We start from the raw sequence: 26,239 nt of genomic DNA on the forward strand, positions 1-26,239 counted from the left end.
CGGGCGGCAAGTAAGTAGCGGCAGGTAAGTAACTGGGGAGTGGGGATCATGGCGGAGACCGGAACAGTGGCGGTGGACACCGGCGGGGGTGGCGGCAAGGCCGGCCGCGCGGACAGCAAGGAGCCGCAGCCGCGCAGCGTGCGCGTCGTCCTGATGGCGCTGATGATCGCGATGCTGCTCGCGATGCTCGACAACATGATCGTCGGCACCGCGATGCCCACGATCGTCGGCGACCTGGGCGGCCTCGAACATCTCTCGTGGGTCGTGACCGCGTACACGCTCGCGACCGCCGCATCGACCCCCATCTGGGGCAAGGTCGGCGACATGTACGGCAGGAAGGGCGCCTTCCTGACCTCGATCGTGATCTTCCTGATCGGCTCCGGGCTCAGCGGTATGGCCCAGGACATGAACCAGCTCATCGCGTTCCGCGCGATCCAGGGCCTCGGTGCCGGTGGTCTGATGGTCGGCGTCATGGCCATCATCGGTGACCTGATTCCGCCGCGGGAGCGCGGCAAGTACCAGGGCATGATGGCCGGCGTCATGGCGCTCGCCATGATCGGCGGGCCGCTCGTCGGCGGTGCCATCACCGACAACTGGGGCTGGCGCTGGTCCTTCTACATAAACCTGCCGCTCGGTCTTGTCGCCCTCGTCATGGTCACCGCGGTCCTGCACCTGCCGAAGAAGCGGGCGAAGGGGAAGATCGACTACCTCGGTGCCGCACTGCTCACCGTCGGCATCACCTCGATCGTGCTCATGACGACCTGGGGCGGCTCGCAGTACGCCTGGGGCTCCGCGGTGATCATGGAACTCGGCGCGATCGGTGTCGCCGCGCTCGTCGGCTTCCTCTTCGTCCAGACGAAGGCGGCCGAGCCGATCCTGCCGCTGCACATCTTCCGCAGCCGCAACTTCACGGTCATGTCCCTCATCGGCTTCATCACCGGCTTCGTGATGTTCGGCGCCGTGCTCTTCCTGCCGCTCTACCAGCAGACGGTGCAGGGCGCGAACGCGACCAACTCCGGTCTGCTGCTCCTGCCGATGCTGCTCTCGATGATGGTCGTCTCGCTGGTCGCGGGCCGCGTCACCACCAACACCGGCAAGTACAAGGTGTTCCCGCTGGTCGGCAGTGTCCTGATGGTGGCCGGACTCTTCCTGCTCGCGCAGATGGACACCGACACCTCGCGGTTCACCTCCGGCGTGTTCATGGCCGTGCTCGGCGCGGGCATGGGCTGCCTGATGCAGATCACGATGCTGGTCGCGCAGAACAGCGTCGAGATGAAGGACATGGGCGTCGCCTCGTCCTCCACGACCCTGTTCCGTACGCTCGGCTCCTCCTTCGGCGTCGCGATCATGGGCGCGCTCTTCAACAACCGCGTCCACGACGTGATGGCCGAGCGGGCCGGGGCCGTGGGCGGCAAGATCACGGAGCAGTCCACGCAGCTGACGCCCGAGGGCCTGGCCAAGCTGCCGGCCATGGTGCGTGACGCCTACCTGCACGCGGTGTCGGCCGGTACGCACTCGGCGTTCCTGCTCGGCTCGATCGTCGCCGTGCTGTCGCTGATCGCGGCGGTCTTCGTGAAGGAGGTGCCGCTGCGTGGCGCGGGCCCCGCCAAGGAAGCGCCGGCCTCTCCCGAAGCGGCTGCTCCGGCGGAGGCGCAGCCGGTCGACATGGCCAAGGCCGGTACGGCCGCGAACGCTACGGCTGCGAACGGTGCGGCCACGGCCGACGCGAAGCCGGTCGAAGGGGGCGCGGCTGGGGACGCCGCGGCGGACGGCAGGACGGTCTCCGAGACCGTCTGAGCGGGTCGTCCCGATTCTCCTCGGCTGTATGAAGGCCCCCGGTGTGCTCAGGCGCACCGGGGGCCTTCGCCGTGCCGGGCCGTTGCCGGCCGTACCGGGGCGGGCGCGTTGTCAGTGGGGCGTGCCAGCATCGGTGACGTGGAGAAATTGCGGCAGCTGCGGCTCGCCAAGGACGCGATGGACCGCGACTGGGCCGAGGCGGAGCTCGACCTGGACGCGGTGGCGGCCCATGCCGGTTACTCGCGCTACCACTTCGTGCGGTGCTTCAAGGAGGCGTACGGGGAGACGCCGGGGCAGTATCTGACGCGCCGTCGGATCGAGCGGGCCGAGGAGATGCTGCGATCGGCGAATCTGTCGGTGACGGAGATCTGTGTCCTCGTGGGATTCAGCAGCCTGGGCACGTTCTCGTCCCGGTTCAAGAGACAGACGGGCCTGACGCCGAGCGAGTACCGGGCGAAGCACGTGGGTCGCGGGGCGGCGCTCATCCCCGGGTGTTACGCGATGTTGTGGGCCGGCGGCTTCCCCGGCAGAGAGCCTTCCGGGAGTACGGGCCCGGGTGCCGGTCAGGAGCGCAATTCTGGAGAAGCGGGGGCGGGGGACGACTGCCTACGGTGACAGGGCACGGCCGGATTCCCCGGCGCGTGGGCCGAGCGGAGCGGAGCGCATCATGATCAAGGGACTCGCCATTTCCACCGTCTGGGTTCTCGACCAGGACCGGGCCAAGGAGTTCTACACCGAGAAGCTGGGGCTCGAGGTGCGTACGGACATGACCATGGGCGAGGGCGGTATGCGCTGGCTGACCGTGGGTGCCAAGGACCAGCCGGACGTCGAGCTGACGCTGATGGTGCCCGGGGCGCCCGCGATGGACCCCGAGTCGGCCGAGGCGGTGAAGAAGCTGGTCTCCAAGGGCATCCTCGGGGCCGGCGTGCTGGTCACGGACGACATCCACGGTGACTACGAGCGGCTCAAGGCGCGCGGGGTGCAGTTCCTCCAGGAGCCGCAGGAGCGCCCGTACGGGACCGAGGCGATCTTCCGCGACGACTCCGGGAACTGGTTCTCGTTCACGCAACGCAACGAAGGGCTCGACCTCGACAAGGAGTGGGCCACCAGCTAGTTCGCGTCCCCGAGTAGTTCCCTAGTTCCCTAGTTCCCTGGCTCCCGTCCCAGAGCCGCAGCGAGGACGACGGCGACGGGAGCGTGCCCGGTCCGCCTCAGTGTCCGCCCCCGTGTCCGCCTCAGTCCGGCAGCCGAAGCATCGGAAAGCTTCCTGTGTTCGTCGGCGCGTGTTCCGGCAGCCACAGCACCGCGACCGCGCCCTCCGCCGGAGTTTCGGCAGGAGCGCCCGGCGAGCGCACGTTGCGGAAGGTGAGGCGGGCGCCGAGCACGCGCGCCTGGCCCGCCGCGATCGTCAGGCCCAGACCGTGCCCATGGCCCGCACGGTCCGCAGCGCCTGTACGGAACCGGCTCGGCCCCTCGTCGAGCAACTCCTCCGGGAATCCGGGTCCGTGATCGCGTACGCGCACGACCCGGCCCTCGACGCTGACCTCGACCGGGGGCCTGCCGTGCTTCGCGGCGTTGGCGAGGAGGTTGAAGAGGATACGTTCGAGGCGGCGCGGGTCGGTGGTGACCTCCGACTCGTGCACCACGCTCACCAGGACGTCCGCGTGGCGCGCGCCGATCCGCCGCGTCACGAACTCGCCCAGCAGCAGGTCCTGGAGCTCGGCCCGCTCGGCGGCGCTGTCCAGACGCGCCACTTCGAGCACGTCCTCGACGAGCGTGCGCATCGCCTGGGCCCGGTCCTTGACCAGCTCGCTCGGGCGTCCGGGCGGCAGCAGCTCCGCCGCGGTGAGCAGCCCGGTCACCGGCGTACGCAGCTCGTGCGCGATGTCCGCGGTGACCCGGCGCTCCGCCTCGAGCCGCTGCTTCAGGGCGTCGGCCATCGCATCGACTGCCTGCGCGAGATCGTCGGTCTCGTCGCGCACGACACCGCCGATGGCGTCTCCGACCCGTACGTCGGTCCGCCCCTGCGCGACCTCCCTGGCCGCGAGCGCCGCCTTGCGCAGGCGCCGTGACACCTGTCCGCCGATCAGCACGCCGAGGGCGCACCCGCCGAAGACGACCGAGATCGAACCGATGATCAGGGCCTGGTCGAGGTCCTTCATGACGGTGGCGCTGCGGTCGGTGAAGCGGGTGTGCACGGACAGCAGGCGCCCGTCGCCGAGCGGGACCGCGGCCCATATGTCGGGTACGCCGCCGGCCTCCTCGGAGACGAAGGTGGCGCGCCGCCCCGCCATCGCCTTCTTGCGCAGGTCGGAGGGTATGCCCGGGTCGTCGACCTTGAAGCCGACGGGGAGGCCGCGCCCGGTGGCCTCGTACTGGCGCGCCACGAACTGGATGCGCTCGTCCTGCACGTCGCGCGCGTTGTCCAGCATCGAGACGCGCGCCGCGTTGTGCACGACCAGGCTCAGGGCGACGGCGACGAGCGCCCCCACCAGGGCGATGGCGACGCTGATCTTCCAGCGCACGCCGGTGTGCAGCACCGGCCGCAGCCGTCTCAGCGGCACCCGCAGCGGCCGCCCGAGCCGGGCGCGCGCGGTCGCGGCGGCCCCCCTCATATCCCGATCCCGTCCCTAGTTCGACAGCGAATGACCCGGCCGGCCCACGGCCCGACCGGGCAAACGGTTCCCCAGACACCTGGCCCAGGCAAGACACCCGGCCCAGGCAAGACACTCAGCCGGGACACGGCACCCCGCCGCGACCCGACACTCGCGTCCGCCCCGGCACCCGCCTCCGACGCAACACCCCGCCCCGGCACGGTCCGTCAGGCCTTGAGCTTGTAGCCGAAGCCGCGGACCGTCTCGATCCGGTCCTGGCCGATCTTCGTGCGCAGCCGCTGCACATGGACGTCGACGACGCGGGTGTCCCCGCCCCAGCCGTAGTCCCACACGCGTTCGAGGAGCTTGTCGCGGGAGAGGACCGTGCCGGGCGCGGACGAGAACTCCAGCAGCAGCCGCATCTCCGTCGGCGTCAGCGCGACCGGGGCGCCGTCCCTACGGACCTCCATGCCCTCGGTGTCGATCTCCAGATCGCCGAAGTGCAGGACACCGCCGGTGGCGCCGGAGTGGTCGGGGGCGGCCGGCGCCACGCCGGACGCCGACCCGTTCGCATGCCCGAAGCGCCGCAGCACGGCCCGGATCCGCGCCACGAGGACGGCCCCGTCGAAGGGCTTGGTCACGTAGTCGTCCGCGCCCGCCTCCAGGCCGAGCACCACGTCGATCGAGTCGGCCCGCGCCGACAGCATGATCACGGGGACGGTGGATTCGTCACGGATGCGGCGGCACAGGCTCACGCCGTCCAGGCCCGGCACCATCACGTCGAGCAGCGCGATGTCGGGCCGGTTCGCGCGGAACGCCTCGAGGCCCGAGAGGCCGTCGGGCATGGCCGTGACCACGAAGCCGTCCCGCTCGAGGGCGAGCTGGGTCGCCTCGCGGATGACGTCGTCGTCCTCGACGAAGAGGACGTGAGTGTGCTCTGCCATCCGAATCCGCTGCTCCTGATACGTCGTCCGAAAGTGGTCTGGTCCGTCATGTGACGTCTTGCGCCGTCATCTGCTCAGCATGGTCGGGGCTGCCCGGCCCGGCCGCTCAGTTGTCGGACGGCTCGGGCGTGTCCCCGTTCACCGCGTTGCTGTAGTCGTTGTGCGTCCTGTCCTGCTCGACGAACCGGCCCGTCGTCCAGCGATACGTCAGGACGTCCTCACCCGAGGGATACGCCACCGAGTCGCCCTTCTCGTACACCTGCTTGGTGACGACGAGGTCGCCCCGGTCTATCTCCGCGTACACCGGAGGCTCCTCGGCCTTGAAGACGTTCTCGTACTTCCCGCCGGTGTCGCGGTACACGTAGCTGCCGATGCTGACGGCGTCGCCGCAGGTCATGACGTTGACCACGACGTCGTTCGACGTGTTCCCCGTCAGGTTTCCGTAGGACACGTCGACCGGGTACTCCTTCCCCACGCACGGCTTGAGGTCGCGCTTGACCTCCGTGCTCACCGCCGGGTCGTCCTTGACGAGCCGGACCGCGTCCACCTGCTTGGGCGCGGGGGACGCCGGAGAGGACGACACCTTCGGGGCGACAGAGGCCCCCGGCTCGGAGCGGGCGGGCCCCTCGTCACGGGCGCCGGTGCCGCCGGCCGAGCAGGCCGTGAGGGCGCCGAGGAAAAGGCCGAGGGCGGCGAGCGCGGCCACCGCCGTACTCCCCGCCTTCAGGACCCGACCGGCACGTATGCCTAGGCCGCGCAACGCTCCGTCTCCTCCCGTTCGAGCGCGCGGTGACCGGACTCGTGGCGGTCCCGGCTCTCCAGCTCCTCGCGGAGCCGGGCCAGCGCCCGGTGCAGCGTGCTCTTCACGGTTCCGGCCGACATGCCGAGGGCGGCGGCCGTCTCCTCTGTGGACATCTGCTCCCAGTGTCGCAGCACCACGACGCTGCGCTGCTTGGGAGCCAGCACCTTCATGATGTCCATGAGGAGTGCGCGGTCGGCGTGCTGCTCGGTCGAGTCGTCGATGCTCGCGTCGGGCAGCTGCTCGGTGGGCACCTCTTCGAGCTTTCGGGCGCGCCACCACTCCGTACGCGTATTGATCATGACGCGGCGCAGATAGGCGTCGGCGAGGCGCTTGTCGGCTATGCCGTCCCAGCGGCCGAATGTCCGCACCAGCGCGGTCTGGAGCAGGTCCTGGGCGTCGACGGGGTCCGGCACGAGGCGCCGGGCGCTGCGCAGCAGGGCGTCCTGCCGAGTGCGGACGTACTCCTCGAACTCGAGCACCTCGCCGTGCGCCATGCCAACCGCCTCCCGTTCGCGAACCGTTCGCGCTTTCCGTGTCCGTCACCTGTAGGTGATCGGTACACGGAGGAAGCTACGGAGGCGTTGTCACGGGGGTGTCCGCTTCAGCCTGCGGCGGGCGCACGGCTGTCCGTCGGTTGTGTAACAGACGTAAGACGTGGGTAAACGTGTACGCCCGTCAGTTCATCGGCAGCCGGTAGAAGCCGTCCGGCAGCGGCTCCACGAGCCCGTCCGCGACCAGCCCGTCGAGGGCGCGCGCCCGCTGCACCGGCTCGTCCCACACGCGGTCCAACACCTCCTGGGGAACGGGCGAGACGGCCTCCCGCAGCACGGCGAGCAGCTTCCCGCGCACCTGCCGGTCCGTGCCCGCGTACGTCTGCCCGCGGCGCGGCGGCCCGACGTGGTCGGGCTTGCCCGCGAGCCGCCACGCGCACTGGGAGGCGATGGGGCAGCGGTGGCAACTCTCGTTCTTCGCCGTGCAGATGAGGGCGCCGAGCTCCATGGAGGCCGCGGCCCAGCGCGAGGCCGTCGACTCCTGCTCGGGCAACAGGGAGCGGGCGAGCTTGCGTTCGGCCGCGGTCGTGGCGTTCGGCGGGTACTGCACACCGCTCACGGCCCGCGCGAACACACGCCGCACGTTCGTGTCGAGGACGGCGTGCCGCTGCCCGTACGCGAAGGAGGCCACGGCAGCGGCCGTGTACTCGCCGATGCCGGGCAGCGCGAGCAGCTGGCCGTGCGCGGTGGGTACGTCGCCGCCGTGCCGCTCCGTTATGGCGACGGCGGCGCCGTGCAGCCGCAGGGCGCGGCGGGGATAGCCGAGCCTGCCCCAGGCGCGCACGGCCTCACCGGGCGCCTCCTTGGCCAGATCGGCGGGGCGCGGCCACCGTGCGAGCCACTGCTCGTACACGGGAAGGACGCGGCTCACCGGCGTCTGCTGGAGCATGAACTCGCTGACCATCACGCCCCAGGGGCCCGCGTCGGGGCGGCGCCACGGCAGGTCGCGGGCATTCTCCGCGAACCAGTCGATGACGGGGGCGTGCAGGGACTCGGTGCTGGTGTTCGTGGGCGCAGTCATGGCAGGACGATCCTGCCATGGGAGGCGGGGACGGCGCGGACACCCTGCGACGCAAACGGGTTGGCTCGGCCTCGCTCGCTTGACGCACACCCCTGACGATCGGCAGGGGCGGCGGCCCCACCACCGCTTGTACCTTCGGAAGACGTGAGACCACCAGCCCGCAGTACGGGCCCCTTGCTCTGGGCGGCCCTGGCCGTCCCCGTAGTCGCCGCGGAGCGCCTCGGCCTGAACGAGCGGACTCCGCTGTGGGCGCAGCTCACCGGCCTCGCGATCCTGGCCGCGGCGACCGCGCTGCACCGCACCTGGCCCGCCACGGCGTTCCTGCTCGCGGCGGCGCCGGGCCTCGCCACGTCCACCTCCCTCTTCACCACGTCGTACGGCTGCGCGCTGGCGGCCTTCGCCTTCCTGCTCGGCCTGCGCGGCACGGCGACGGGCGTCGCGCTGCTCTCGTTCGCGGCGGTGGCGGCGGCCGGCACGGCCAAGATCGCGGTACGCCAGGTCGACCCGGCCGCCGAGTGGCTGGTCCTCATGGGCACGCTGCTGTTCGGCGCCGTCTTCCCCTGGCTGATCGGCCGCTACTGGCGCCAGAGCCGGGAGCTGACGGCGGCGGGCTGGGCGCGGGCGGAACAGCTGGAACGCGAACACAGAATCATCGCCGACCGCGCGAGACTGCGGGAGCGGGCCAGGATCGCCCAGGACATGCACGACTCGCTGGGCCACGAGCTGAGCCTCATCGCACTGCGCGCGGGCGCGCTCCAGGTGGCGCCGGGCATGGGCGAGGCGCACCGCACGGCGGCGGGAGAGCTGCGCGCGGCGGCGTCGGACGCGACGGACCGCCTGCACGGCATCATCGGCCTGCTGCGCGAGGACGACGAGCCGGCGCCCCTGGCCCCACCGGGCGAAAGCATCGCGGAGCTGATCGAAAGAGCGGCGGCCTCGGGCCTCCCCGTAAAACTGCACCGCCCCCAGAACGCCACCACCAGCAGCACCACCACCCGCACCGCCTACCGAGTGGTGCAGGAAGCACTGACGAACGCGGCGAAACACGCCCCGGGCGCGCCCGTCACCGTCGAACACACGCAGAACGAAGCCGGGACGACGGTGGAGATCACGAACGGCCGCCCCCGACACCGCCCGGGCCCGCCGGGCAGCGGTACGGGCCTCATCGGCCTGCGCGCCGGAGTGACGGCGCTGGGCGGCTCGTTCGAGGCGGGCCCGCACGGGCAGGGCTACCGCGTCAGCGCCGGCATCCCCACCAAGAACCCACCGGCCCCCGACACCTCCCCCGGCGCCCTCTTCACCTCGGCGCGACGCCTGGCGCACCGCCGGGTCGGGGTCGCGTTCGGAGCGGCGGCGGCAGTGGGGGCGGTCCTGATCGGCGGGGCGTTCGCCTGGTACGCGTACACGAAGACGCACGCGGTGCTGACGCCGACCGCGTACACGAGCCTGAAGATCGGAACGCCGCTGGGGGAGACGGTCCCGCGCCTGCCGGACCGCACGATCAGCGACCCACCGGTGGACCGTGCCCCGACTCCGCCACCACCGGGAACGGACTGCCGCTACTACAGGGCGAGCGGCGAACTCTTCGTCCCGGTGGACCACTTCAGACTCTGCTTCGACAAAGACAACAACCACGAACTCGTGGAAAAGAGCGTGATCCCCAGACCAGGCACAAATAGACCTGAAGCAACGGATCAGATGTAACGAGCCAGACGTGATGAACAAGACGTGATGAACAAGACGTAATGAAGCAAGACGTAATCAACAAGACGTATCGCACCAGGCGCAACGGTCCAGGTGCAAGAACAGGTGCATGAGCAGGTGCATGAGCAGGTGCAAGAACAGATGGCGGAGTGGGAGGGGGCGAAGTGATCAGGGTGCTGCTGGCGGACGACGAGGCGATGATCCGGGCGGGGGTGAGCGCGATCCTCGCGGCGGGCGGCGACTTCGAGGTGGTGGCGGAGGCGGCGGACGGCCGCGAGGCGGTGAGCCTGACGCAGGCCCACCGCCCCGACGTGGCGATCCTCGACATCCGCATGCCACGCCTGGACGGCCTGGCGGCGGCGGAGGAGATCGTACGAGCCGTGCCGGGTACGGCGGTGGCGATGCTGACGACGTTCTCGGAGGACGCGTACGTGGCTCGTGCCCTGGCCGGCGGGGCCACCGGATTCCTCCTCAAGTCCGGTGACCCGCATGAGCTGATGGCGGGGATCAGGGCGGTGGCGGACGGCGCGGCGTTCCTGTCGCCGAAGGTGGCGCGCCACGTCATCGACGGTTTCGGGGCGCAGCGCCTGGGCCGGGAGGCGGCGGCCAGAGCCAGAGTGGCCACCCTCACCCCGCGCGAACGCGAGGTGCTGGGCCTGGTGGGCGCGGGCCTCTCGAACCCGGAGATCGCACGCCGCCTGCACCTGGTGGAGGGCACGGTGAAGGCGTACGTCAGCGCGGTCCTGGAGAGCCTGGAGGTCAGGAACAGAGTGCAGGCGGCCATCGTGGCGTACGAGGCGGGCCTGGTCTGATCACCGCCGATGACCGGCGACGACCGCGTACTCGACGACCGCCCCCGGCCCGGCGAACCAGCGGACGACCCCACTCCCGGACCCCCGCAGGGCGAGAGCGACGCGAGCCCCGCCCCCCGCGCAAAGACGCACCACGACGAACGAGACAAGGGCCCCCACCACCAGGCCCACAGCAACGTCGTGCGGGTAGTGGACGCCGACGAAGACGCGGGAGAAAGCCATGAGGAGGGCGAGGGGAATCGTGAGCCGGCCTATGGCGGGCCAGGCGAGGGTGAGACCGACGGCGGAGGCGGCGGCGATGGTGGCGTGGTTGCTGGGGAACGACCAGTCGCCATGAGGGGGACACGCGACAAGAGAGTTCAAGGCGCCGGAGACGGCCCGGCAGGGGCGCTCTTCGTCCACACCGGACTTGACCAGCTCGCTGCACACATAGGCGACGCCGGTGGCCGGCGGGGCGAGCACCGCGACGGTCAGGGCCCGTGGATCACCGCGCCGGGCCCGCCACCAGGCCACGACGAAGAGCAGGGCGAAGAGCAACAGCCCCAGCTCGGTGAACACTTCCATGAGGTGCTGGAACCACGACGGGGTGTCGTGGGCGAAGCCGGTGATGTCGAGATAGAGATCGGAGTCGAAGGTTCCCATGGTCAAGGACGGTACGTAAGGCCCGTACGCGGTCACATCCGGCCATGGTCCCGTCCCGTACCTGACGAAAGACAGGGGTTGTCCGCGCGCCGAAACCGACGCCCGGGACTATGATCCGCAAAACTCGCGGGCCGTGGCGGCGGGTGGGGGCGGGAGAACGGACGGATCTCTCGTACAGTTTGCGCCGTGGGATCTCTGCGCAATCCGATCGGGCCGCTTCCCTCCACCATTTACTGGCGACGGAGGGCCGTTCTGCTGTCCATGGTGGCGCTGCTCGCGCTGCTGATCGTATGGGCCGTCAACTCCGGTGGGGGAGGCGGCAGGAACAGCGCCGGTGGTGAGAACGACAAGAACACCGCGCCCTCTTCCATCACGCCCGGCCCCTCCGGGTCCGGACCCGCGATCAGCGAACACCCGGGTGGCCGCGACGAGTCGGGCGGTGGCGGTGACGGCGGTTCCTCCGACGACGACAACGGCGACGCGTCAGGCTCGGGCTCCGGCGGGACCGGCTCGGGGGCGGGAACCGGTGACGGCGCGACTGGCGGCACAGGCGCCGGCGACCGGCTCCCCGCGGGTTCGAGCCTCCCCGACTGCACGACGGGCGGCGTGACCCTGACGCTGCGCAGCGTCCACAACTCGTACGCGCCGGGCGAGAAGCCGAAGTTCGAGCTGACGGCCAAGAACACGACGGCGAAGGACTGCAAGGTCGACCTGGGCCCGAAGAACGCGGTCCTGACGATCACTCAGGCATCCAGCGACAACGAGATCTGGTCCTCCGAAGACTGTCCCAAGGGCTCCGGCAGCCTGCTGCTGCGCGTACCGGCGGGCGCCCACATCACGCACACGATCGAGTGGGACCGCAAGGCAAGCGCCCCCCAGTGCGCCACCCCGACGGCGGGCCCGGCAACGCCAGGCACCTACCTCGTAGAGGCAAAGGCGGCCCAACTCCCCAAGGCCCAGACGTCCTTCGTACTGGCCAAGGACTGACCCCTGCAGTCGGCACCCACAGCCGGCACCCACAGCCGGCACCCGCAGTCACCTGAGGGACCGGGTGGCGAAAGGGCCGAAGGGCAGACCCCGCCGGTCGGCAGCCGCGTACGAGACGCGAGGGGCTGTGGCGGGATGTGCGCGCGGAGCCACCAGCACCACATGCGGGTAACTGGTCCGGCGACGAGGCCCCGTAGAACAGCGAGCACGTACATCCCGGCGCGGCCCCGCACCCGAAGGCGGCGCTGGGAATAACCCACAAGCCGCACCAGCACCGCGACGGGCCGGACTGGACGCACCGCTCCAGGCCCGACGAGACGTACCGCTGGACGTACCGCTCCAGGCCCGACGAGACGTACCGCTGGACGTACCGCTCCAGGCCCGACGCGACGTACTGCTAGACGTACCGCTCCAGAATCGAAGACTCGGCCAACCGCGAGAGCCCTTCCCGCACGCTCCGGGCGCGGGCCTCACCGACGCCGTCCACCGTCTGCAGGTCATCGACACTGGCGGCGAGCAGCTTCTGCAGACCGCCGAAGTGCTCGACAAGCCGGTCGATGATGGCCCCAGGCAGCCGGGGCACCTTCGCCAGCAGCCGGAACCCGCGCGGCGAAACGGCCGAGTCGAGGGTCTCCGGAGACCCGGTGTACCCCAACGCGCGTGCCACGGTGGACAGTTCGAGAAGCTCAGCATGCGTCAGCGCGTCGAGTTCGAAGAGGGCCTCATCAACGGTCCTGGACCGCTTCGCCGTCGGCTCCGGCACGTAGTCCCGGACGACGAGCTCCCGCTCGGGCTCGACCCCGGCGATCAACTCGTCGAGCTGAAGGGCGAGCAGCCGCCCGTCCGTGCCGAGCTCCACCACGTACTCGGCGATCTCGGTGGCGATCCGCCGCACCATCTCCAGCCGCTGCGCGACCGCGGTCACATCGCGCACGGTAACGAGATCCTCGATCTCGAGGGCGGAGAGCGTCCCGGCCACCTCGTCCAAGCGGAGCTTGTACCGCTCAAGAGTCGCGAGCGCCTGATTCGCACGGGAGAGAATCGCGGCCGAGTCCTCGAGGACGCGCCGCTGCCCGTCCACGTAAAGGGCGATGAGCCGCATGGACTGCGACACCGAGACCACGGGGAAGCTGACCTGCTTGCTCACGCGGTCCGCGGTGCGGTGGCGCGTGCCCGTCTCCTCCGTGGGGATCGTGGGGTCGGGCACCAACTGGACGCCCGCCCGCAGGATCTTGGTGATGTCCTTGTCGATGACGATGCCGCCGTCGAGCTTGCACAGCTCGCGCAGGCGCGTCGCGGTGAACTCGACGTCCAGGATGAAACCGCCGGTGCACATCGACTCGACGGTCTTGTCCCAGCCGAGAACGATGAGTCCGCCGGTGTTGCCGCGGAGGATGCGCTCGAGGCCGTCACGCAGCGCCGTACCGGGCGCGACGGCGCTCAGTGAGGCGCGCATCAGCCCATCGGCACCGGAGCTCCCGCCGGACTTGCCGGGAGCTGCTGCCCGGTCGTTGGCTGCCACTGCACTCCTCCGGTCGCAGATGTCGCAGATGTCGCAAATGCCATAGATGTCGCGGATCCTGCGGAACTTGCAGATCTTGAATGCCCAGGGTTCGTACGCACGGGCGAGACCAGGGCAAAGTCTACCGGCGCTCCTCCGTCTCCCGTGGGGCCTCTCGGCGACGGCTCCTGGGCAGCACGCGCAGAGCGTCCCCCATGTCGGCGACTTCGGTGACCTTCATACCGGCGGGCACCTTGCCGGGGTCGCTCGGAACGAGGGCGTGGGTGAAGCCGAGCCGGTGCGCCTCGGCGAGCCGGCGCTGCACGCCGGTCACCCGTCTGACCTCGCCCGCGAGGCCCACTTCACCGATCGCGACGAGGTTCTTGGGGAGCGGGGTGTCGCTGGCGGCGCTGGCGAGGGCGAGCGCGATGGCGAGGTCCGCGGCGGGCTCGGAGAGCTTCACGCCGCCGACGGTCGCGGAGTAGATGTCCCGCTTTCCCAGCGCGCTGATCCGCCCGCGCTGCTCGAGCACGGCGAGCATCATCGAGACGCGAGACGTCTCCAGACCGGAGGTCGTACGCCGAGGGGACGGGATCTGGGAGTCGACGGTGAGGGCCTGGACCTCGGCGACGAGAGGCCGCCGCCCCTCCAGGGTGACGGTGAGACACGTCCCGGGCACGGGCTCGTCGCGGCGGGTGAGGAACAGCCCGCTGGGGTCGGCGAGTCCGGTGATGCCTTCGTCGTGGAGCTCGAAGCAGCCGACCTCGTCGGTCGTCCCGTACCGGTTCTTCACCCCGCGTACGAGGCGCAGGCGCGCGTGCCGGTCGCCTTCGAAGGAGAGGACGACGTCCACGAGGTGCTCGAGGAGACGGGGTCCGGCGATCGCGCCGTCCTTGGTGACGTGACCCACGAGGAGGGTGGCCATGCCGCGCTCCTTGGAGGCGCGGATCAGGGCGCCGGCGACCTCGCGGACCTGGGCCATGCCGCCGGGGGCACCGTCGATCTCGGGGGAGGCGACGGTCTGTACGGAGTCCATGATCAGCAGTGAGGGCTTCACGGCGTCCAGGTGGCCGAGGACCGCGGACAGGTCGGTCTCGGCGGCGAGGTACAGATGGTCGTCGATCGCCTTGATGCGGTCGGCGCGCATCCGGACCTGGCTGGCCGACTCCTCGCCCGTGACATACAGGGTGCGGTGCTCGTCGCTGGCGGCCTTGGCCGCGACGTCGAGCAGGAGGGTGGACTTGCCGACGCCGGGCTCGCCCGCGACCAGGACGACGGCGCCGGGGACGAGGCCCCCGCCGAGGACCCGGTCGAGCTCGGGCACGCCGGTGGAGCGGGCGGTGGCCTGCCGGGCGTCGACCTGGCCGATCGGGACGGCGGATGTCGTGACCCGGCCGGGCACGGTCGTCCGCACGGCGGGCGCGCCGTATTCCTCGACCGTCCCCCACGCCTGGCACTCGCCGCAGCGACCCAGCCATTTCGCCGTCTGCCAGCCGCACTCGGTGCAGCGGTAGGACGGCCGGTCCTTGCCGGATTTCGTACGGGCAGCCATGCACCGAACCGTAACCGAGACCACTGACAACCCGACGCCGACCACCGACAATGCCTGCTCCGGACCATCGACGGCACCCCCCGCGCCGGGTGTGCGCCCATGCGCCCCGGCGCACACAAATGCGCCGAGCACATGTTCCCGCGTACGGAATTTGCTGTTCCCGTCCCCTTTTGAGGGATCGTTTCACCCGTACGGATTAAATGTCCCCAAGGGGGAGGAAGGGTGCGGCACCATCCGCCTACGGTCGCACGGGTGATGACCAGCAGGCCGGAAACCCCCACGCAGCCCACCGGCGCACACCGGGCGCACCGCGACGGTCGCGGTCGACCTGCGCCGCGGACCGTACCCCAGCGCCCGACATCGCGCTACGAGCCTTATCTGGACGGCCTGTTCACGTACTGCCTGTCCGTCCTGTGCGATCACGACGACGCCATCGCGGCGCTGGGCGACGCCCTCGCGCTCGCCGAACGCCGAGGCTCCCGCGGCCCCGAAACCGAGAGCGACCGGAAGGCGTGGCTGTACGCGCTCGCGCGCTGGTCGTGCCTGCGGGCCCTGACGGAGGCGAGGCGCCGCAGACAGGGGGCGCACGCCTCGGGCAGGCCCCGCCCCGAAACCAGGCCCGCAGAAAAGGCCCCATCCCCTAAGACCCCATCCCAAAAGAACTCATCCCCCAAGCCCTCTTCCGAGAAGCCCCTTTCCGAAGAGGCCCCCTCCGAGGAGATCCAGGCACAGCGCCGCCGCGAGCTGGCGCTCCTGGCCTGGCCGGAGGCCGCCGGTACGACGCCCGAGCAGCGCGAGGCGCTGGAACTCGCCGTACGGCACCAGCTGTCGCCCCGAGAGGTCGCCGCCGCACTCGGTACGGACCCGGGGCTCACCCGAGAGCTGCTGGCCTCCGCCGCCTGCGAGGTGGAACGCACCCGCGCCGCGCTGGCCGTCGTGGAGACCGGCAACTGCCCGAGCGTCGCCCGCCTCACCGGAGACAACCAGCTGCTGCTGAGCTCCGCCCTGCGCCGCGAACTGGTCCGGCACGTCGACGACTGCCCCCGCTGCCGCCGCACCGCCGAGCGCGCCGCCCCCGGCGCCTGGCCCGGCACCACGGTCACCCCGGCCGCCCTGCCCCTCGCGACGGCCCCGCGCGCGGCACTGCACCGGGCGATGGCCCACGGCAACGGCTCCCAGCGCGGCGCGGCACCCCGCTTCGACCGGCGCGGCTTCCCGATGGACCCCAAGGACCGCGCCGCCCGCCGCGACCGGCTACGCGCGCGTGCCGTCACGACGACGGTCGTCGCCACGGTCGTGGCTGCCCCGGTGCTGGCGCTGTGGGCGGCGTACCGGGGGGCGCCGCTGACGGGCGAGGGCCAGGACGGGCGCTCGATCAGCGCGAGCGAGGCCGGCGACCCGGGCGGGCTCGACGGCAACCGCGCGGACGGCGCCTACGAGAACGCGGGCAACGCGCGCACGACCCCCGACCCCCGCTTCACCGCTGGCAGCCGCTCACCGGACGTCTCCGTGGAGGTCATCAGCCCCGGCGGACCCTCGCACTCCGGTCCGGGACGGCTCACCGTGGAGGCGCAGCCCAGCGGCTCCGCGACCCTCATCACGCTGACGGCGTCCGGGAGTTCACCGGTCCACTGGTCCGCGCACACCGGAGCCGGCTGGCTCTACCTGACGAGCAGGTCGGGAACCCTGCGGCCAGGCGAGTCGTTCACGATCCGGGTGTACGTCGATCACGACCGGGAGCCCGCCGGTCACTGGTCGGCCCGCATCGGCATCGACCCCTCCGGGGCAGTCATCTCAATAGAGGGATACGGGAGTTCGGGCCCCTCGCAGCCCGGCACCTCGGATCCGGGCCCCGGCCCGTCGAACACGGGAAACCCGGGCCCCGGCCCGTCGGACCCCGGCCCCACGCCGTCGGACCCGGGCCCGTCGGACCCGGACCCCACCCCGTCCGACCAGAGCCCCACGCCGTCCGAGCCGTCACCGAGCCCGTCGGGCCCTGCGGACTCGTCACCGCCGGCGAGCGGCGGCGGGAGCCCCAGCGGCGGATAGCCCAGCGAGCCCAGCGGACCTTCCTCGACTGCCAGGCGCATAGCCGACGGATGGTCGGCGGAGATCCGCCGGACAGTCGAGGACGGTCTCAGGAAGCCGTGGCGGGATCCGCCGGATGCGGCGCGAGCAGCGGCAGCTGGGAGGCCAGGCGCTCCTCGCACAGCTCGGCGAGGCGGTCGTAGCCCTCCTTGCCCATGAGCTCGGTCAGCTCCGGCCGGTAGGAGACGTACACCGGGTCGCCCGCGCCGTGGGCCGACGTCGCCGAGGTGCACCACCAGTGCAGATCGTGGCCGCCCGCGCCCCAGCCGCGGCGGTCGTACTCGCCGATGGACACCTGGAGCACCCGGGTGTCGTCGGGCCGGTCGATCCACTCGTACGTCCGCCGGACCGGCAGCTGCCAGCACACGTCCGGCTTGGTCTCCAGGGGCTCGCGGCCTTCCTTGATCGCCAGGATGTGCAGCGAGCAGCCCGCGCCGCCCTTGAAGCCGGGACGGTTCTGGAAGATGCACGAGCCGTTGTACGGGCGGGTCTGCCGCTCGCCGTCGTCGTCCGTGGAGACCCAGCCCGTCTGCGTACCGACCTCGTGGTGCTGCCAGATGTCGGGGGTGAGCCGCGCCACGAAGCCGGCGACGCGCTTCTCGTCGTCCTCGTCGGAGAAGTGGGCGCCGAGCGTGCAGCAGCCGTCGTCCGCGCGGCCCGCCTGGATGCCCTGGCAGCCGCTCCCGAAGATGCAGCTCCAGCGCGAGGTCAGCCACGTCAGATCACAGCGGAAGACCTGCTCGTCGTCCGCGGGGTCGGGGAACTCGACCCAGGCACGCGCGAAGTCCAGCCCCTTCTCGTCGGGGACGGAACCTTTCGCCGACCCCTTCGAGGGCGAACCCTTAGTGGACGCCCCCTTCGCCGATGACCCCTTACCTACTGATTCCTTAATGCCTGATGCCTTGCTCCCTGATTCCTTCGACTTCGGCGCCTTCGACGGCTTCGTGGCCGACTTGGCTTCCTTGTCGCTCTTACCGCGCTTGTCGCTCTTGTCGGCGTTGACCTTTTTCGTCTTTGGCACGGTTCCAGGGTAAGCGCGCTGCAGTGCCCTCGGGGACTGACGTCCGCGCCACGCGCAGTAGCGTTCCGTATATGAGACTCGGTGTCCTCGACGTGGGTTCGAACACGGTGCACTTGCTTGTGGTGGACGCCCACCCCGGTGCGCGACCGCTGCCCGCGCACTCGCACAAGGCGGAGCTGCGGCTCGCGCAACTGCTCGACGACCGCGGCGCCATCAGCGCCGACGGCGTGGCCCGGCTGACCGCCACAGTGCGGGACGCCCTGGAGGCGGCCGAGGACAAGGGTGTCGAGGACCTCGTGCCCTTCGCCACCTCCGCCGTGCGCGAGGCCAGCAACGCCGACGAGGTCCTCGCCCGGGTCAAGGAGGACACCGGCGTCGAGCTGCGCGTCCTCACCGGCGAGGAGGAGGCCCGGCTCACGTTCCTCGCGGCCCGCCGCTGGTTCGGCTGGTCGGCCGGGAAGCTGCTCGTCCTGGACATCGGCGGCGGCTCACTCGAGATCGCGTTCGGCATCGACGAGGAGCCCGACGCCTCGGTGTCGCTGCCCCTCGGGGCGGGGCGCCTGACGGCGGGCTGGCTGCCGGGCGACCCGCCGGAAGCCGCGGACATCAAGGCGCTGCGGCGGCACGTGCGGGCGCAGATCGCGCGCTCCGTCGGAGAGTTCGCGCGCTTCGGCAAACCCGATCACGTCGTAGCCACGTCCAAGACGTTCAAGCAGCTCGCGCGCCTCGCCGGAGCGGCTCGCTCCACCGACGGGCTGTACGTCCAGCGGGAGCTGAAGCGCAAGTCCCTGGAGGACTGGGTGCCGCGCCTCGCGTCGATGACGGAGGCGGAGCGCGCCGAGCTCCCAGGGGTCTCGGAGGGCCGCGCGGGCCAGCTGGTCGCGGGCGCGCTGGTGGCCGAGGGAGCCATGGATCTGTTCGGGGTCGAGACCCTGGAGGTCTGCCCCTGGGCGCTCCGGGAAGGCGTGATCCTCCGACGGCTCGACCACATGCCGGGGGTGTGACGGACGTACGGGCAGCGCGGCTCGACCGTATGCCGGGGGTGTGACGGACGTACGGGCAGCGGCGGCTCGACCGTATGCCGGGGGTGTGGCGCACGTACGGGCAGCGGCGGCTCCGCGCTTTCCGGGTGCAGCCGCATTGAGGAGCCGCATTGAGGCGCACCCCACAGCACCCGCCCGCCGGCCAACTCCCCGGGGCTCAGCCGGGGCCCGTACTCTGTCTGCGTGGCAGAACCAGTGGTGCGCATCCCGGATGCGAAGGTCGCCCTGTCGACGGCCTCGGTCTATCCGGAGTCGACGGCGACGGCCTTCGAGATCGCGGCACGCCTGGGCTACGACGGCGTCGAGGTCATGGTGTGGACCGACCCCGTCAGCCAGGACATCGAGGCCCTGCGCAGGCTCTCCGACTACCACCAGGTCCCCGTCCTCGCCGTGCACGCGCCCTGTCTGCTGATCACGCAGCGCGTCTGGTCCACCGACCCGTGGACCAAGCTCCAGCGCGCGAAGTCGGCGGCCGAGAAGCTGGGCGCGTCCACGGTCGTCGTCCACCCGCCCTTCCGCTGGCAGCGCCAGTACGCGCGTGACTTCGTCGACGGCATCTGGCGCATGGCCGACGAGACGGACGTCCGCTTCGCCGTCGAGAACATGTACCCCTGGCGCTACCGCGACCGCGAGATGCTCGCGTACGCCCCCGAGTGGGACGTCTCCAAGGACGACTACCGGCACTTCACGATCGACCTCAGCCACACGGCGACGGCCCGCACCGACGCGCTGTCGATGATCGACCGCATGGGCGACCGCCTCGGCCACGTCCACCTCGCGGACGGCAGGGGATCGGCGAAGGACGAGCACCTGGTCCCCGGCCGCGGCACGCAGCCCTGCGCCGAGCTCCTGGAGCGCCTCGCGCTGACCGGCTTCGACGGGCACGTCGTGATCGAGGTCAACACCCGCCGCGCCATGTCCAGCGCCGAACGCGAGGCCGACCTCGCCGAGGCGCTCGCCTTCACCCGCCTCCACCTCGCGTCGGCGGTCCGGGTCCCCCGCTCATGACCGGCCCGGACGACGCCCCTCCCGTACGCCGCAGGGGCCGGCCCTCCCGTACGCAGACGGAGGCGGCGGGCCCCGCGACCCGCGACCGCATCCTGGAGGCGGCCCGCGCGGAGTTCTCCGAGCGCGGCTACGAGAAGACGTCGGTACGCGGTATCGCCAAGGCTGCGGGCGTGGACGCGGCGCTGGTGCACCACTACTTCGGTACGAAGGAGCAGGTCTTCGAGGCGTCCATCGAGGGCGCCTTCGCCCCCGCCCTGAACGCGCCGGCCGCGATCGAGGACGGCCCGGTCGACGGCGTCGGCGAGCGCCTCACCCGCTTCATCTTCTCCGTGTGGGAGAACCCGGCGACCCGCGCCCCGCTCCTCGCGATCGTCCGCTCCGCCGTCAACAACGAGACCGCGGCGGCCGTCTTCCGGCGCCTGGTCGCCGTACAGCTGCTGCGGAAGATCGCCCGGCAGCTGGACCTGCCGCCCGAGGAGGCCGAGCTGCGGGCGGAGCTGGCGGCGGCGCAGCTCGTGGGGATCGCGATGCTGCGTTACGTGATCAAGGTGGAACCGCTGGCGTCCGCGGACGTGGAGCGGATCGTCGAGCGGGTGGCACCTGTGGTGCAGGGGCATCTGACGGGGGAGTGACGAGCCGGCCTTCGCGCTCCGGCCGGCATCCGGGGGCGGCACGCGGACGGCACCCTGCCGGAGCCCGGACGGACACGCCGACCGGGGGCACGTACAACGAGACGCCCGTCCCGCATTTCGGACACCCTGTCCGGATCTTGGATCGGCGGCGTACGCTCGATAGCAGCCCTATCTGCCGCACGGGCCCCGGAACGGGCCCTTGAAGGAGCGAGCGACGATGCCCGAGCTGAGGTCCCGCACAGTCACCCACGGACGCAACATGGCGGGCGCACGTGCCCTTATGCGCGCCTCCGGGGTACCCGGTGCGGACATCGGCCGGAAGCCGATCATCGCCGTGGCCAACTCGTTCACCGAGTTCGTGCCCGGCCACACGCACCTCCAGCCGGTCGGCCGCATCGTCTCCGACGCGATCACGGCGGCGGGCGGCATCGCGCGCGAGTTCAACACGATCGCCGTCGACGACGGCATCGCGATGGGCCACGGCGGCATGCTGTACTCGCTCCCCTCCCGCGACCTGATCGCGGACTCGGTCGAGTACATGGTCGAGGCGCACTGCGCCGACGCCCTGATCTGCATCTCGAACTGCGACAAGATCACGCCGGGCATGCTGATGGCGGCCCTGCGCCTGAACATCCCGACGGTCTTCGTCTCCGGCGGCCCGATGGAGTCCGGCCGCGCCACCCTGGTCGACGGCACCGTGCGCACGCTCGACCTGGTCGACGCGATCTCCGACGCCGTGAACGACAACATCTCGGACGAGGACATCCTCCGTATCGAGGAGAACGCCTGTCCGACCTGCGGCTCCTGTTCCGGCATGTTCACGGCCAACTCCATGAACTGCCTGACCGAGGCCATCGGCCTCTCCCTCCCCGGCAACGGCACGGTCCTCGCCACGCACACGGCCCGCAAGGCGCTGTACGAGAACGCGGGCCGCACGATCGTGGACATCACGCGCCGCTACTACGACGAGGACGACGCGTCGGTCCTGCCGCGTAACGTCGCCACCTTCGCGGCCTTCCAGAACGCGATGGCGCTCGACATCGCCATGGGCGGCTCCACCAACACGATCCTGCACCTGCTGGCCGCCGCCCAGGAGGCGGGCGTCCCCTTCGGCCTCGAGGAGATCAACGAGGTCTCGCGCCGGGTGCCGTGCCTCTCCAAGGTCGCCCCGAACGTGGCGAAGGACCGCACGTACTACATGGAGGACGTGCACCGCGCCGGCGGCATCCCCGCCCTGCTGGGCGAGCTGTACCGCGCCGGCCTCCTCAACGAGGACGTTCACGCCGTCCACAGCCCGTCGCTCTCCGACTGGATGAAGACGTGGGACGTGCGCGCGGGCTCCCCGTCCGCCGAGGCCGTCGAGATGTGGCACGCGGCCCCCGGCTGCGTCCGCTCGGCGGAGGCGTTCTCCCAGTCGGAGCGCTGGGAGGCCCTAGACGAGGACGCGGAGAACGGCTGCATCCGGTCCGCCGACCACGCGTACTCGAAGGACGGCGGCCTGGCGGTCCTCAGGGGCAACCTCGCGGTCGACGGCTGCGTCGTGAAGACGGCGGGCGTCGACGAGTCGATCTGGACCTTCGAGGGCCCGGCGGTCGTCTGCGAGTCGCAGGAAGAAGCCGTCGACAAGATCCTCAAGAAGCAGGTCACGCACGGCGACGTCGTCGTCATCCGCTACGAGGGCCCCAAGGGCGGCCCCGGCATGCAGGAGATGCTCTACCCGACCTCCTTCCTGAAGGGCCGCGGCCTCGGCAAGACCTGCGCCCTGGTCACGGACGGCCGCTTCTCCGGCGGCACGTCGGGCCTGTCCATCGGCCACGCCTCGCCCGAGGCGGCGTCCGGCGGCACGATCGCCCTCGTCCAGGACGGCGACCGCATCCGCATCGACATCCCGAACCGCTCGATCGAACTCCTCGTCTCCGACGACGAGTTGGCCACCCGCCGGGACGCCCTGAACGGCGTCTACGCCCCGCTCGCCCGGGACCGCAAGGTCTCGGCCGCGCTCCGCGCCTACGCGGCGATGGCCACGAGCGCGGACAAGGGCGCGGTGCGGGACGTTTCGAAGCTGGGCTGAGCACCGGGACCGGGACCAGGCGGCTCCGACTCCGGTTGAGGCCGCCTGGACCTGCACGCCGATGGCTGAGTTCTTCTGGACCTGTGCTGGTCGCTGAGTCCTTCTGGACCCGTGCCGATGGCTGTGTCCTTCCGGACCTACGCCGATATGAGCCCGCCCGGTGGCGATTTCGCTGCCGGGCGGGCTCACATCTGTACGAGGACCGGGGCTTTCTGTACGGGGACCGGGGCTTTCTGTACGAGGACCGGGTCTCGGGGTGTGATGTCCCGGCCCGAGTGACCGGCGCCCCCGCCCGAGTCACCAGCGTTCCGGCTCCCGCCCGTCCACCGCGAACACACTTCCGTCCGGCGCACTCCCGTAGACGCGCCCTCCCTCACCCGCGACGGGCGCGGGCAGCTCTCCGACCACCCGCCCGGGTTCATTCCCGAGCCGTGGGCGCGTCTGCCCGAGGGGCTTGCCGGTCCGGACGTCGGTGGCGAGGAGTCGGCCGTCAGGGGCGGTGAGGTAGACGTGGCGGTCGTCGGCCGCGGGTGCCGAGCCCCTGCTGATGGAGGTTTCCAGCCGCCACCGTTGAGTGCCGGTCGCCGTGTCCACGGCCACGAGCGCCCCGCCCACGGCGAGGAGATACACGGAGTCGCCGTGCAGAGTGGCCGTTGCCTGGGGAAGGGCGGTCGGCAGCGCCGACCGGCGCACGCTGCCGCTCGTCGGGACGTAGCGGACGAGGGCGACGGTCTCGCTGGCAGTGTCGCGCTCGGTGAAGCAGACGGCGCCCTTCGAGGTGCCGACCGGGGCCAGGTTCCCGCTGAGCCGCCGTTTCCACCGAACGGCGCCGGACTCCGGGTCCACGGCGCTGACCTGCGTACTCGAACCGTCCGGGGAGACGGTCGTCGCATACGCGAGGCCCTTGCCGAAGTACGCGAACGTGGGCTGCGTCTGACCCGGCAGACGGTGGCTCCAGACCTTGTCGCCCGTGGCGCCGTCGACCCCGGTGACCGTCCCGTCGGCCGCGGTGAGCAGCACCGTCCCGCCCGCGTGCAGCACACGGCCGTCGTACGCGGCGATGTCCATGTCCCATCGGGGCTTGCCCGTACGGGGATCGAGCGCGCGCAGACGCAGGCCGTCGTCACTGATCGTGTGGACGAGGCCGCCGGAGAACACGGGGGCCGTCGCCGTCGGCGAAGCGTCCGGATCACCGCTGGTGCCGGTGGATCTGCGACTCCACAGCACGTCTCCGTCGCGTGGATCGACGGACGCGGCGAGCACGCCGGGCAGCGCACATCGCAGCGCTCCGCCGCCGTACGAGCAGGTCGGCATCCCGGCGGCCGAGGCACCCGGTCCGCTGCCCAGCCCGCGGACCCAGGGCCTGAAACCGTGCGCGGCGTGACCGGCCGTGGAGTTCGAGCGCGCGCTGGAGGGCCCGTCGTCGCTCAGTGACGTGAGAGCGACGGACGCCGCGGCGACCGCGAGGACGACGGTCAGGGCACCGCCGACGACCAGAGAGCGCCGCCGACGGGGGACGCCGGCTGCCCGGCTGTCGCCGGCCTCCGTGGAGTGGGAGGGGGGACGGCCGGGGGCATTGAGGCCTGGACGGCCGGGGGAGCGGCCCGAGTCCGACGGGCTGTCAGCCGACGGGCTGTCGGCCGACCGGCTCTCGGCAGGACCTTCGGCGGGTGCGCGGGACGAACGGATATGCGTCTCCGCGGCTGCGCGGGACGAGTGGCTGTGCGGCGCCGCGGGTGCGCCGTGGGACGGCCATCGGTCCCCGGCTGCGGCCCCGGATCCTGCCCTGACTCCCGCTCCCGCTCCCGCTCCGGCTGCGGCTCCCGCTCCAGGTCCCACTCCGGCGGCCCCGCGCTGTGAGGGTATGAACGCCTGGGTGTCGTACAGCGCGGAGACCCGGCGCAGCTCCTTCATCAGCTCGTCGGGGGTCGGACGGTCCTCGGGTTCCTTGGCGAGACAGCGCATGATCAGCGGGCCCAGGTCGTCCGGGACGTCCGTCAGATCGGGCTCGTCATGAACCACTTGGTAGGCGACCAGGTAGGGGCTGTCGGAGTCGAAGGGGCCACGTCCGGTCGCCGCGTGCACCAGGACCGAACCGAGTGCGAAGACATCGGCAGCCGGTCCCACCTCGCGCGGCCGGCGGAACTGCTCCGGTGCCATGAAGGGCGGCGTACCGATCAATTTGCCTGTCTCGGTGCGCAGTTCGCTGTCCTTCGGCCGCGAGATCCCGAAATCGATCACCTTCGGGCTGTCCTCGGCCAGCAGCACGTTGCTCGGCTTCAGGTCGCGGTGCACGACCCCGGCACGGTGGATGTCCCGCAGCGCCTCGGCGAGTCCGGCCATGACCTGACGCAACTGGGCGGGCCGCAGCGGGCCGTTCCGCTTCACATGCTCGGCGAGGGTGAGGCCGGGAATGAACAGCGTGGCCATCCACGGGCGTTCGGCATCGGGGTCGGCGTCGACGACCGGCGCGGTGAAAGCGCCACTCACTCGTCGTGCGGCCGCGATCTCCTGCCGGAAGCGTCCCCTGAACTCGGGGTCCCTGGCGAACTCGGCATGCACGACCTTCACCGCGAGCTGCATTCCCGAGGCGGACCGCGCCAGATGTACGACGCCCATGCCGCCGGAACCCAGGTGTCCTTCAAGGCGGTAGTGGCCCGCGTACTCGGGAAGTTCCGCTTCCGCGCCGGGTCCGGCGCTGCGGCCTGGCGGCATGGTCCACCCCCGTGGCTGTCATCCGTGAGCGCCCCGCGTGCAGCCGTTCGCACGAGCGACGCACGGAGCCTAGTCGATGATTCGTACGAGACGGACGAGGCTTGCTAGCCTCCGCGTGCATCAGCTGAACACACTGGTTTCAACGGGGGCTCAACGATCTCTGAACGAGCTCTAACGGAGCTCCAGCGGGTTCGGCTCAAGGAAGGCTCAGGAGTTCAACGGGGGAGGCCCACATGGCAGTTGAGGAAAAAGAGGATTCAGGAGAGGCACTGGAGGCAGGCGTAGAGGCCGCGGCGCAGCGCTACTACGCGGTCGCGCCCGGCACGACGCTGAACGTCCGCAGTGGTCCTGGTACGCACTACCGGCTGATCCGCATGCTGCCGCAGGGCGCCACCGTGCCGATCTTCTGTCAGCGCCCGGGGGAGACCGTCAGCGGCCCCTATGGCACGACCAAGCTGTGGGACAACATCGGTGTCGGCGAGTACGTCTCCGATGCGTACGTGAAGACCGGCAGCGACGGCTACGTGGCGCCGCGCTGCGCGTAGCGGATTGCGGGGCCGGTCGCACACTCCGACGTGCGCGACCGGCCCCGCGTCATTTCACCGTCGCCCCGCGTCATTTCATCGTCGGGCCCGTCATGTCACCGCCGGCCTTCGGCACCGGCCTTCGGCACCGGCCTTCGGCACCGGCCTTCGGCACCGGCCTTCGGCACCGGCCTTCGGCACCGGCCTTCGGCACCGGCCTTCGGCACCGG

22 protein-coding genes are annotated in these 26,239 nt (G+C 71.1%); 12 read left to right on the plus strand and 10 right to left on the minus strand.

Annotation, left to right across the window (positions count from 1 at the left end; all coding sequences use genetic code 11):
* The first annotated feature begins 48 nt into the window (after window positions 1–48).
* The 3 genes from ACIPWY_RS36685 (at window position 49) to ACIPWY_RS36695 (ending at window position 2,911) form a co-directional block, all read left to right on the plus strand.
* The gene (locus ACIPWY_RS36685; RefSeq protein WP_393699716.1) at window positions 49–1,797 is read left to right on the plus strand and encodes an MDR family MFS transporter; all 1,749 of its coding nucleotides are present in this window, start codon (window positions 49–51) and stop codon (window positions 1,795–1,797) included.
* A 138-nt stretch (window positions 1,798–1,935) separates the two neighbouring features.
* On the plus strand, window positions 1,936–2,412 hold the full coding sequence (locus ACIPWY_RS36690) for a helix-turn-helix transcriptional regulator (RefSeq protein WP_393699718.1): 477 nt from the start codon (window positions 1,936–1,938) through the stop codon (window positions 2,410–2,412).
* Between the two features lie 52 nt (window positions 2,413–2,464).
* Window positions 2,465–2,911: a VOC family protein gene (locus ACIPWY_RS36695; RefSeq protein ID WP_362900864.1), complete on the plus strand. Its 447-nt coding sequence runs from the start codon at window positions 2,465–2,467 to the stop codon at window positions 2,909–2,911.
* Between the two features lie 121 nt (window positions 2,912–3,032).
* Here the strand turns inward: ACIPWY_RS36695 and cseC are convergent, their stop codons facing one another.
* From cseC to ACIPWY_RS36720, 5 genes are all read right to left on the minus strand, one after another.
* Window positions 3,033–4,412, minus strand: coding sequence for a two-component system sensor histidine kinase CseC (gene cseC, locus ACIPWY_RS36700; RefSeq protein ID WP_362900862.1), 1,380 nt, complete (start codon window positions 4,410–4,412; stop codon window positions 3,033–3,035).
* Between the two features lie 206 nt (window positions 4,413–4,618).
* A complete protein-coding gene (cseB, locus tag ACIPWY_RS36705) occupies window positions 4,619–5,335 on the minus strand; it encodes a two-component system response regulator CseB (RefSeq protein ID WP_393699721.1) in 717 nt (238 codons plus the stop codon).
* Between the two features lie 106 nt (window positions 5,336–5,441).
* On the minus strand, window positions 5,442–6,095 hold the full coding sequence (locus tag ACIPWY_RS36710) for a hypothetical protein (RefSeq protein ID WP_362900858.1): 654 nt from the start codon (window positions 6,093–6,095) through the stop codon (window positions 5,442–5,444).
* Entirely contained in the window at window positions 6,083–6,631 is a 549-nt protein-coding gene (locus tag ACIPWY_RS36715) for a SigE family RNA polymerase sigma factor (RefSeq protein ID WP_356286745.1), read from the minus strand. Before ACIPWY_RS36715 ends, ACIPWY_RS36710 begins: the two co-directional genes overlap by 13 nt.
* Before the next feature lie 181 nt (window positions 6,632–6,812).
* Window positions 6,813–7,709 (minus strand): A/G-specific adenine glycosylase, encoded by an 897-nt coding sequence (locus ACIPWY_RS36720; protein WP_393699724.1) that lies wholly within the window; start codon window positions 7,707–7,709, stop codon window positions 6,813–6,815.
* Window positions 7,710–7,853: 144 nt separating this feature from the next.
* On the opposite strand from ACIPWY_RS36720, the gene ACIPWY_RS36725 reads away from it, so the two are divergent.
* Both ACIPWY_RS36725 and ACIPWY_RS36730 read left to right on the plus strand, forming a co-directional pair.
* Window positions 7,854–9,413: a histidine kinase gene (locus ACIPWY_RS36725; protein ID WP_362900855.1), complete on the plus strand. Its 1,560-nt coding sequence runs from the start codon at window positions 7,854–7,856 to the stop codon at window positions 9,411–9,413.
* 164 nt (window positions 9,414–9,577) lie between these two features.
* Window positions 9,578–10,225: a response regulator transcription factor gene (locus ACIPWY_RS36730; RefSeq protein ID WP_362900853.1), complete on the plus strand. Its 648-nt coding sequence runs from the start codon at window positions 9,578–9,580 to the stop codon at window positions 10,223–10,225.
* Here ACIPWY_RS36730 and ACIPWY_RS36735 read toward each other — a convergent pair whose 3' ends face one another.
* Window positions 10,226–10,867 (minus strand): phosphatase PAP2 family protein, encoded by a 642-nt coding sequence (locus tag ACIPWY_RS36735; protein WP_393699727.1) that lies wholly within the window; start codon window positions 10,865–10,867, stop codon window positions 10,226–10,228.
* A 186-nt stretch (window positions 10,868–11,053) separates the two neighbouring features.
* Here ACIPWY_RS36735 and ACIPWY_RS36740 point away from each other — a divergent pair, with 186 nt between their 5' ends.
* Window positions 11,054–11,854, plus strand: coding sequence for a hypothetical protein (locus ACIPWY_RS36740; RefSeq protein ID WP_362900850.1), 801 nt, complete (start codon window positions 11,054–11,056; stop codon window positions 11,852–11,854).
* A 397-nt stretch (window positions 11,855–12,251) separates the two neighbouring features.
* Here the strand turns inward: ACIPWY_RS36740 and disA are convergent, their stop codons facing one another.
* Window positions 12,252–13,376, minus strand: coding sequence for a DNA integrity scanning diadenylate cyclase DisA (disA, locus tag ACIPWY_RS36745; protein ID WP_362900849.1), 1,125 nt, complete (start codon window positions 13,374–13,376; stop codon window positions 12,252–12,254).
* Window positions 13,377–13,497: 121 nt separating this feature from the next.
* Window positions 13,498–14,907, minus strand: coding sequence for a DNA repair protein RadA (radA, locus tag ACIPWY_RS36750; RefSeq protein ID WP_393699730.1), 1,410 nt, complete (start codon window positions 14,905–14,907; stop codon window positions 13,498–13,500).
* 255 nt (window positions 14,908–15,162) lie between these two features.
* Here radA and ACIPWY_RS36755 point away from each other — a divergent pair, with 255 nt between their 5' ends.
* On the plus strand, window positions 15,163–16,956 hold the full coding sequence (locus tag ACIPWY_RS36755) for a BACON domain-containing protein (RefSeq protein ID WP_362900848.1): 1,794 nt from the start codon (window positions 15,163–15,165) through the stop codon (window positions 16,954–16,956).
* Between the two features lie 88 nt (window positions 16,957–17,044).
* On the opposite strand, the gene ACIPWY_RS36760 is transcribed toward ACIPWY_RS36755, so the two are convergent.
* Window positions 17,045–17,785: a hypothetical protein gene (locus ACIPWY_RS36760; protein WP_362901446.1), complete on the minus strand. Its 741-nt coding sequence runs from the start codon at window positions 17,783–17,785 to the stop codon at window positions 17,045–17,047.
* A gap of 302 nt (window positions 17,786–18,087) precedes the next feature.
* Here ACIPWY_RS36760 and ACIPWY_RS36765 point away from each other — a divergent pair, with 302 nt between their 5' ends.
* The 4 genes from ACIPWY_RS36765 (at window position 18,088) to ilvD (ending at window position 22,770) form a co-directional block, all read left to right on the plus strand.
* Entirely contained in the window at window positions 18,088–19,020 is a 933-nt protein-coding gene (locus ACIPWY_RS36765) for a Ppx/GppA phosphatase family protein (RefSeq protein WP_362900847.1), read from the plus strand.
* 222 nt (window positions 19,021–19,242) lie between these two features.
* Complete coding sequence (locus ACIPWY_RS36770) at window positions 19,243–20,067, plus strand: sugar phosphate isomerase/epimerase family protein (RefSeq protein ID WP_393699733.1); 825 nt, start codon at window positions 19,243–19,245, stop codon at window positions 20,065–20,067.
* The gene (locus ACIPWY_RS36775) at window positions 20,064–20,699 is read left to right on the plus strand and encodes a TetR family transcriptional regulator (protein ID WP_362900843.1); all 636 of its coding nucleotides are present in this window, start codon (window positions 20,064–20,066) and stop codon (window positions 20,697–20,699) included. Before ACIPWY_RS36770 ends, ACIPWY_RS36775 begins: the two co-directional genes overlap by 4 nt.
* A 217-nt stretch (window positions 20,700–20,916) precedes the next feature.
* Window positions 20,917–22,770 (plus strand): dihydroxy-acid dehydratase, encoded by a 1,854-nt coding sequence (ilvD, locus tag ACIPWY_RS36780; protein WP_362900841.1) that lies wholly within the window; start codon window positions 20,917–20,919, stop codon window positions 22,768–22,770.
* A 297-nt stretch (window positions 22,771–23,067) separates the two neighbouring features.
* Here ilvD and ACIPWY_RS36785 read toward each other — a convergent pair whose 3' ends face one another.
* Window positions 23,068–25,485, minus strand: coding sequence for a serine/threonine-protein kinase (locus ACIPWY_RS36785; protein ID WP_393699736.1), 2,418 nt, complete (start codon window positions 25,483–25,485; stop codon window positions 23,068–23,070).
* A 233-nt stretch (window positions 25,486–25,718) separates the two neighbouring features.
* Here ACIPWY_RS36785 and ACIPWY_RS36790 point away from each other — a divergent pair, with 233 nt between their 5' ends.
* Window positions 25,719–26,030 (plus strand): hypothetical protein, encoded by a 312-nt coding sequence (locus ACIPWY_RS36790; RefSeq protein WP_393699738.1) that lies wholly within the window; start codon window positions 25,719–25,721, stop codon window positions 26,028–26,030.
* The last annotated feature ends 209 nt before the right edge of the window (window positions 26,031–26,239 follow it).

Origin of the sequence: Streptomyces sp. NPDC090032 (genome assembly GCF_044748025.1) — a bacterium.
Taxonomy (GTDB): Bacteria; Actinomycetota; Actinomycetes; order Streptomycetales; family Streptomycetaceae; genus Streptomyces.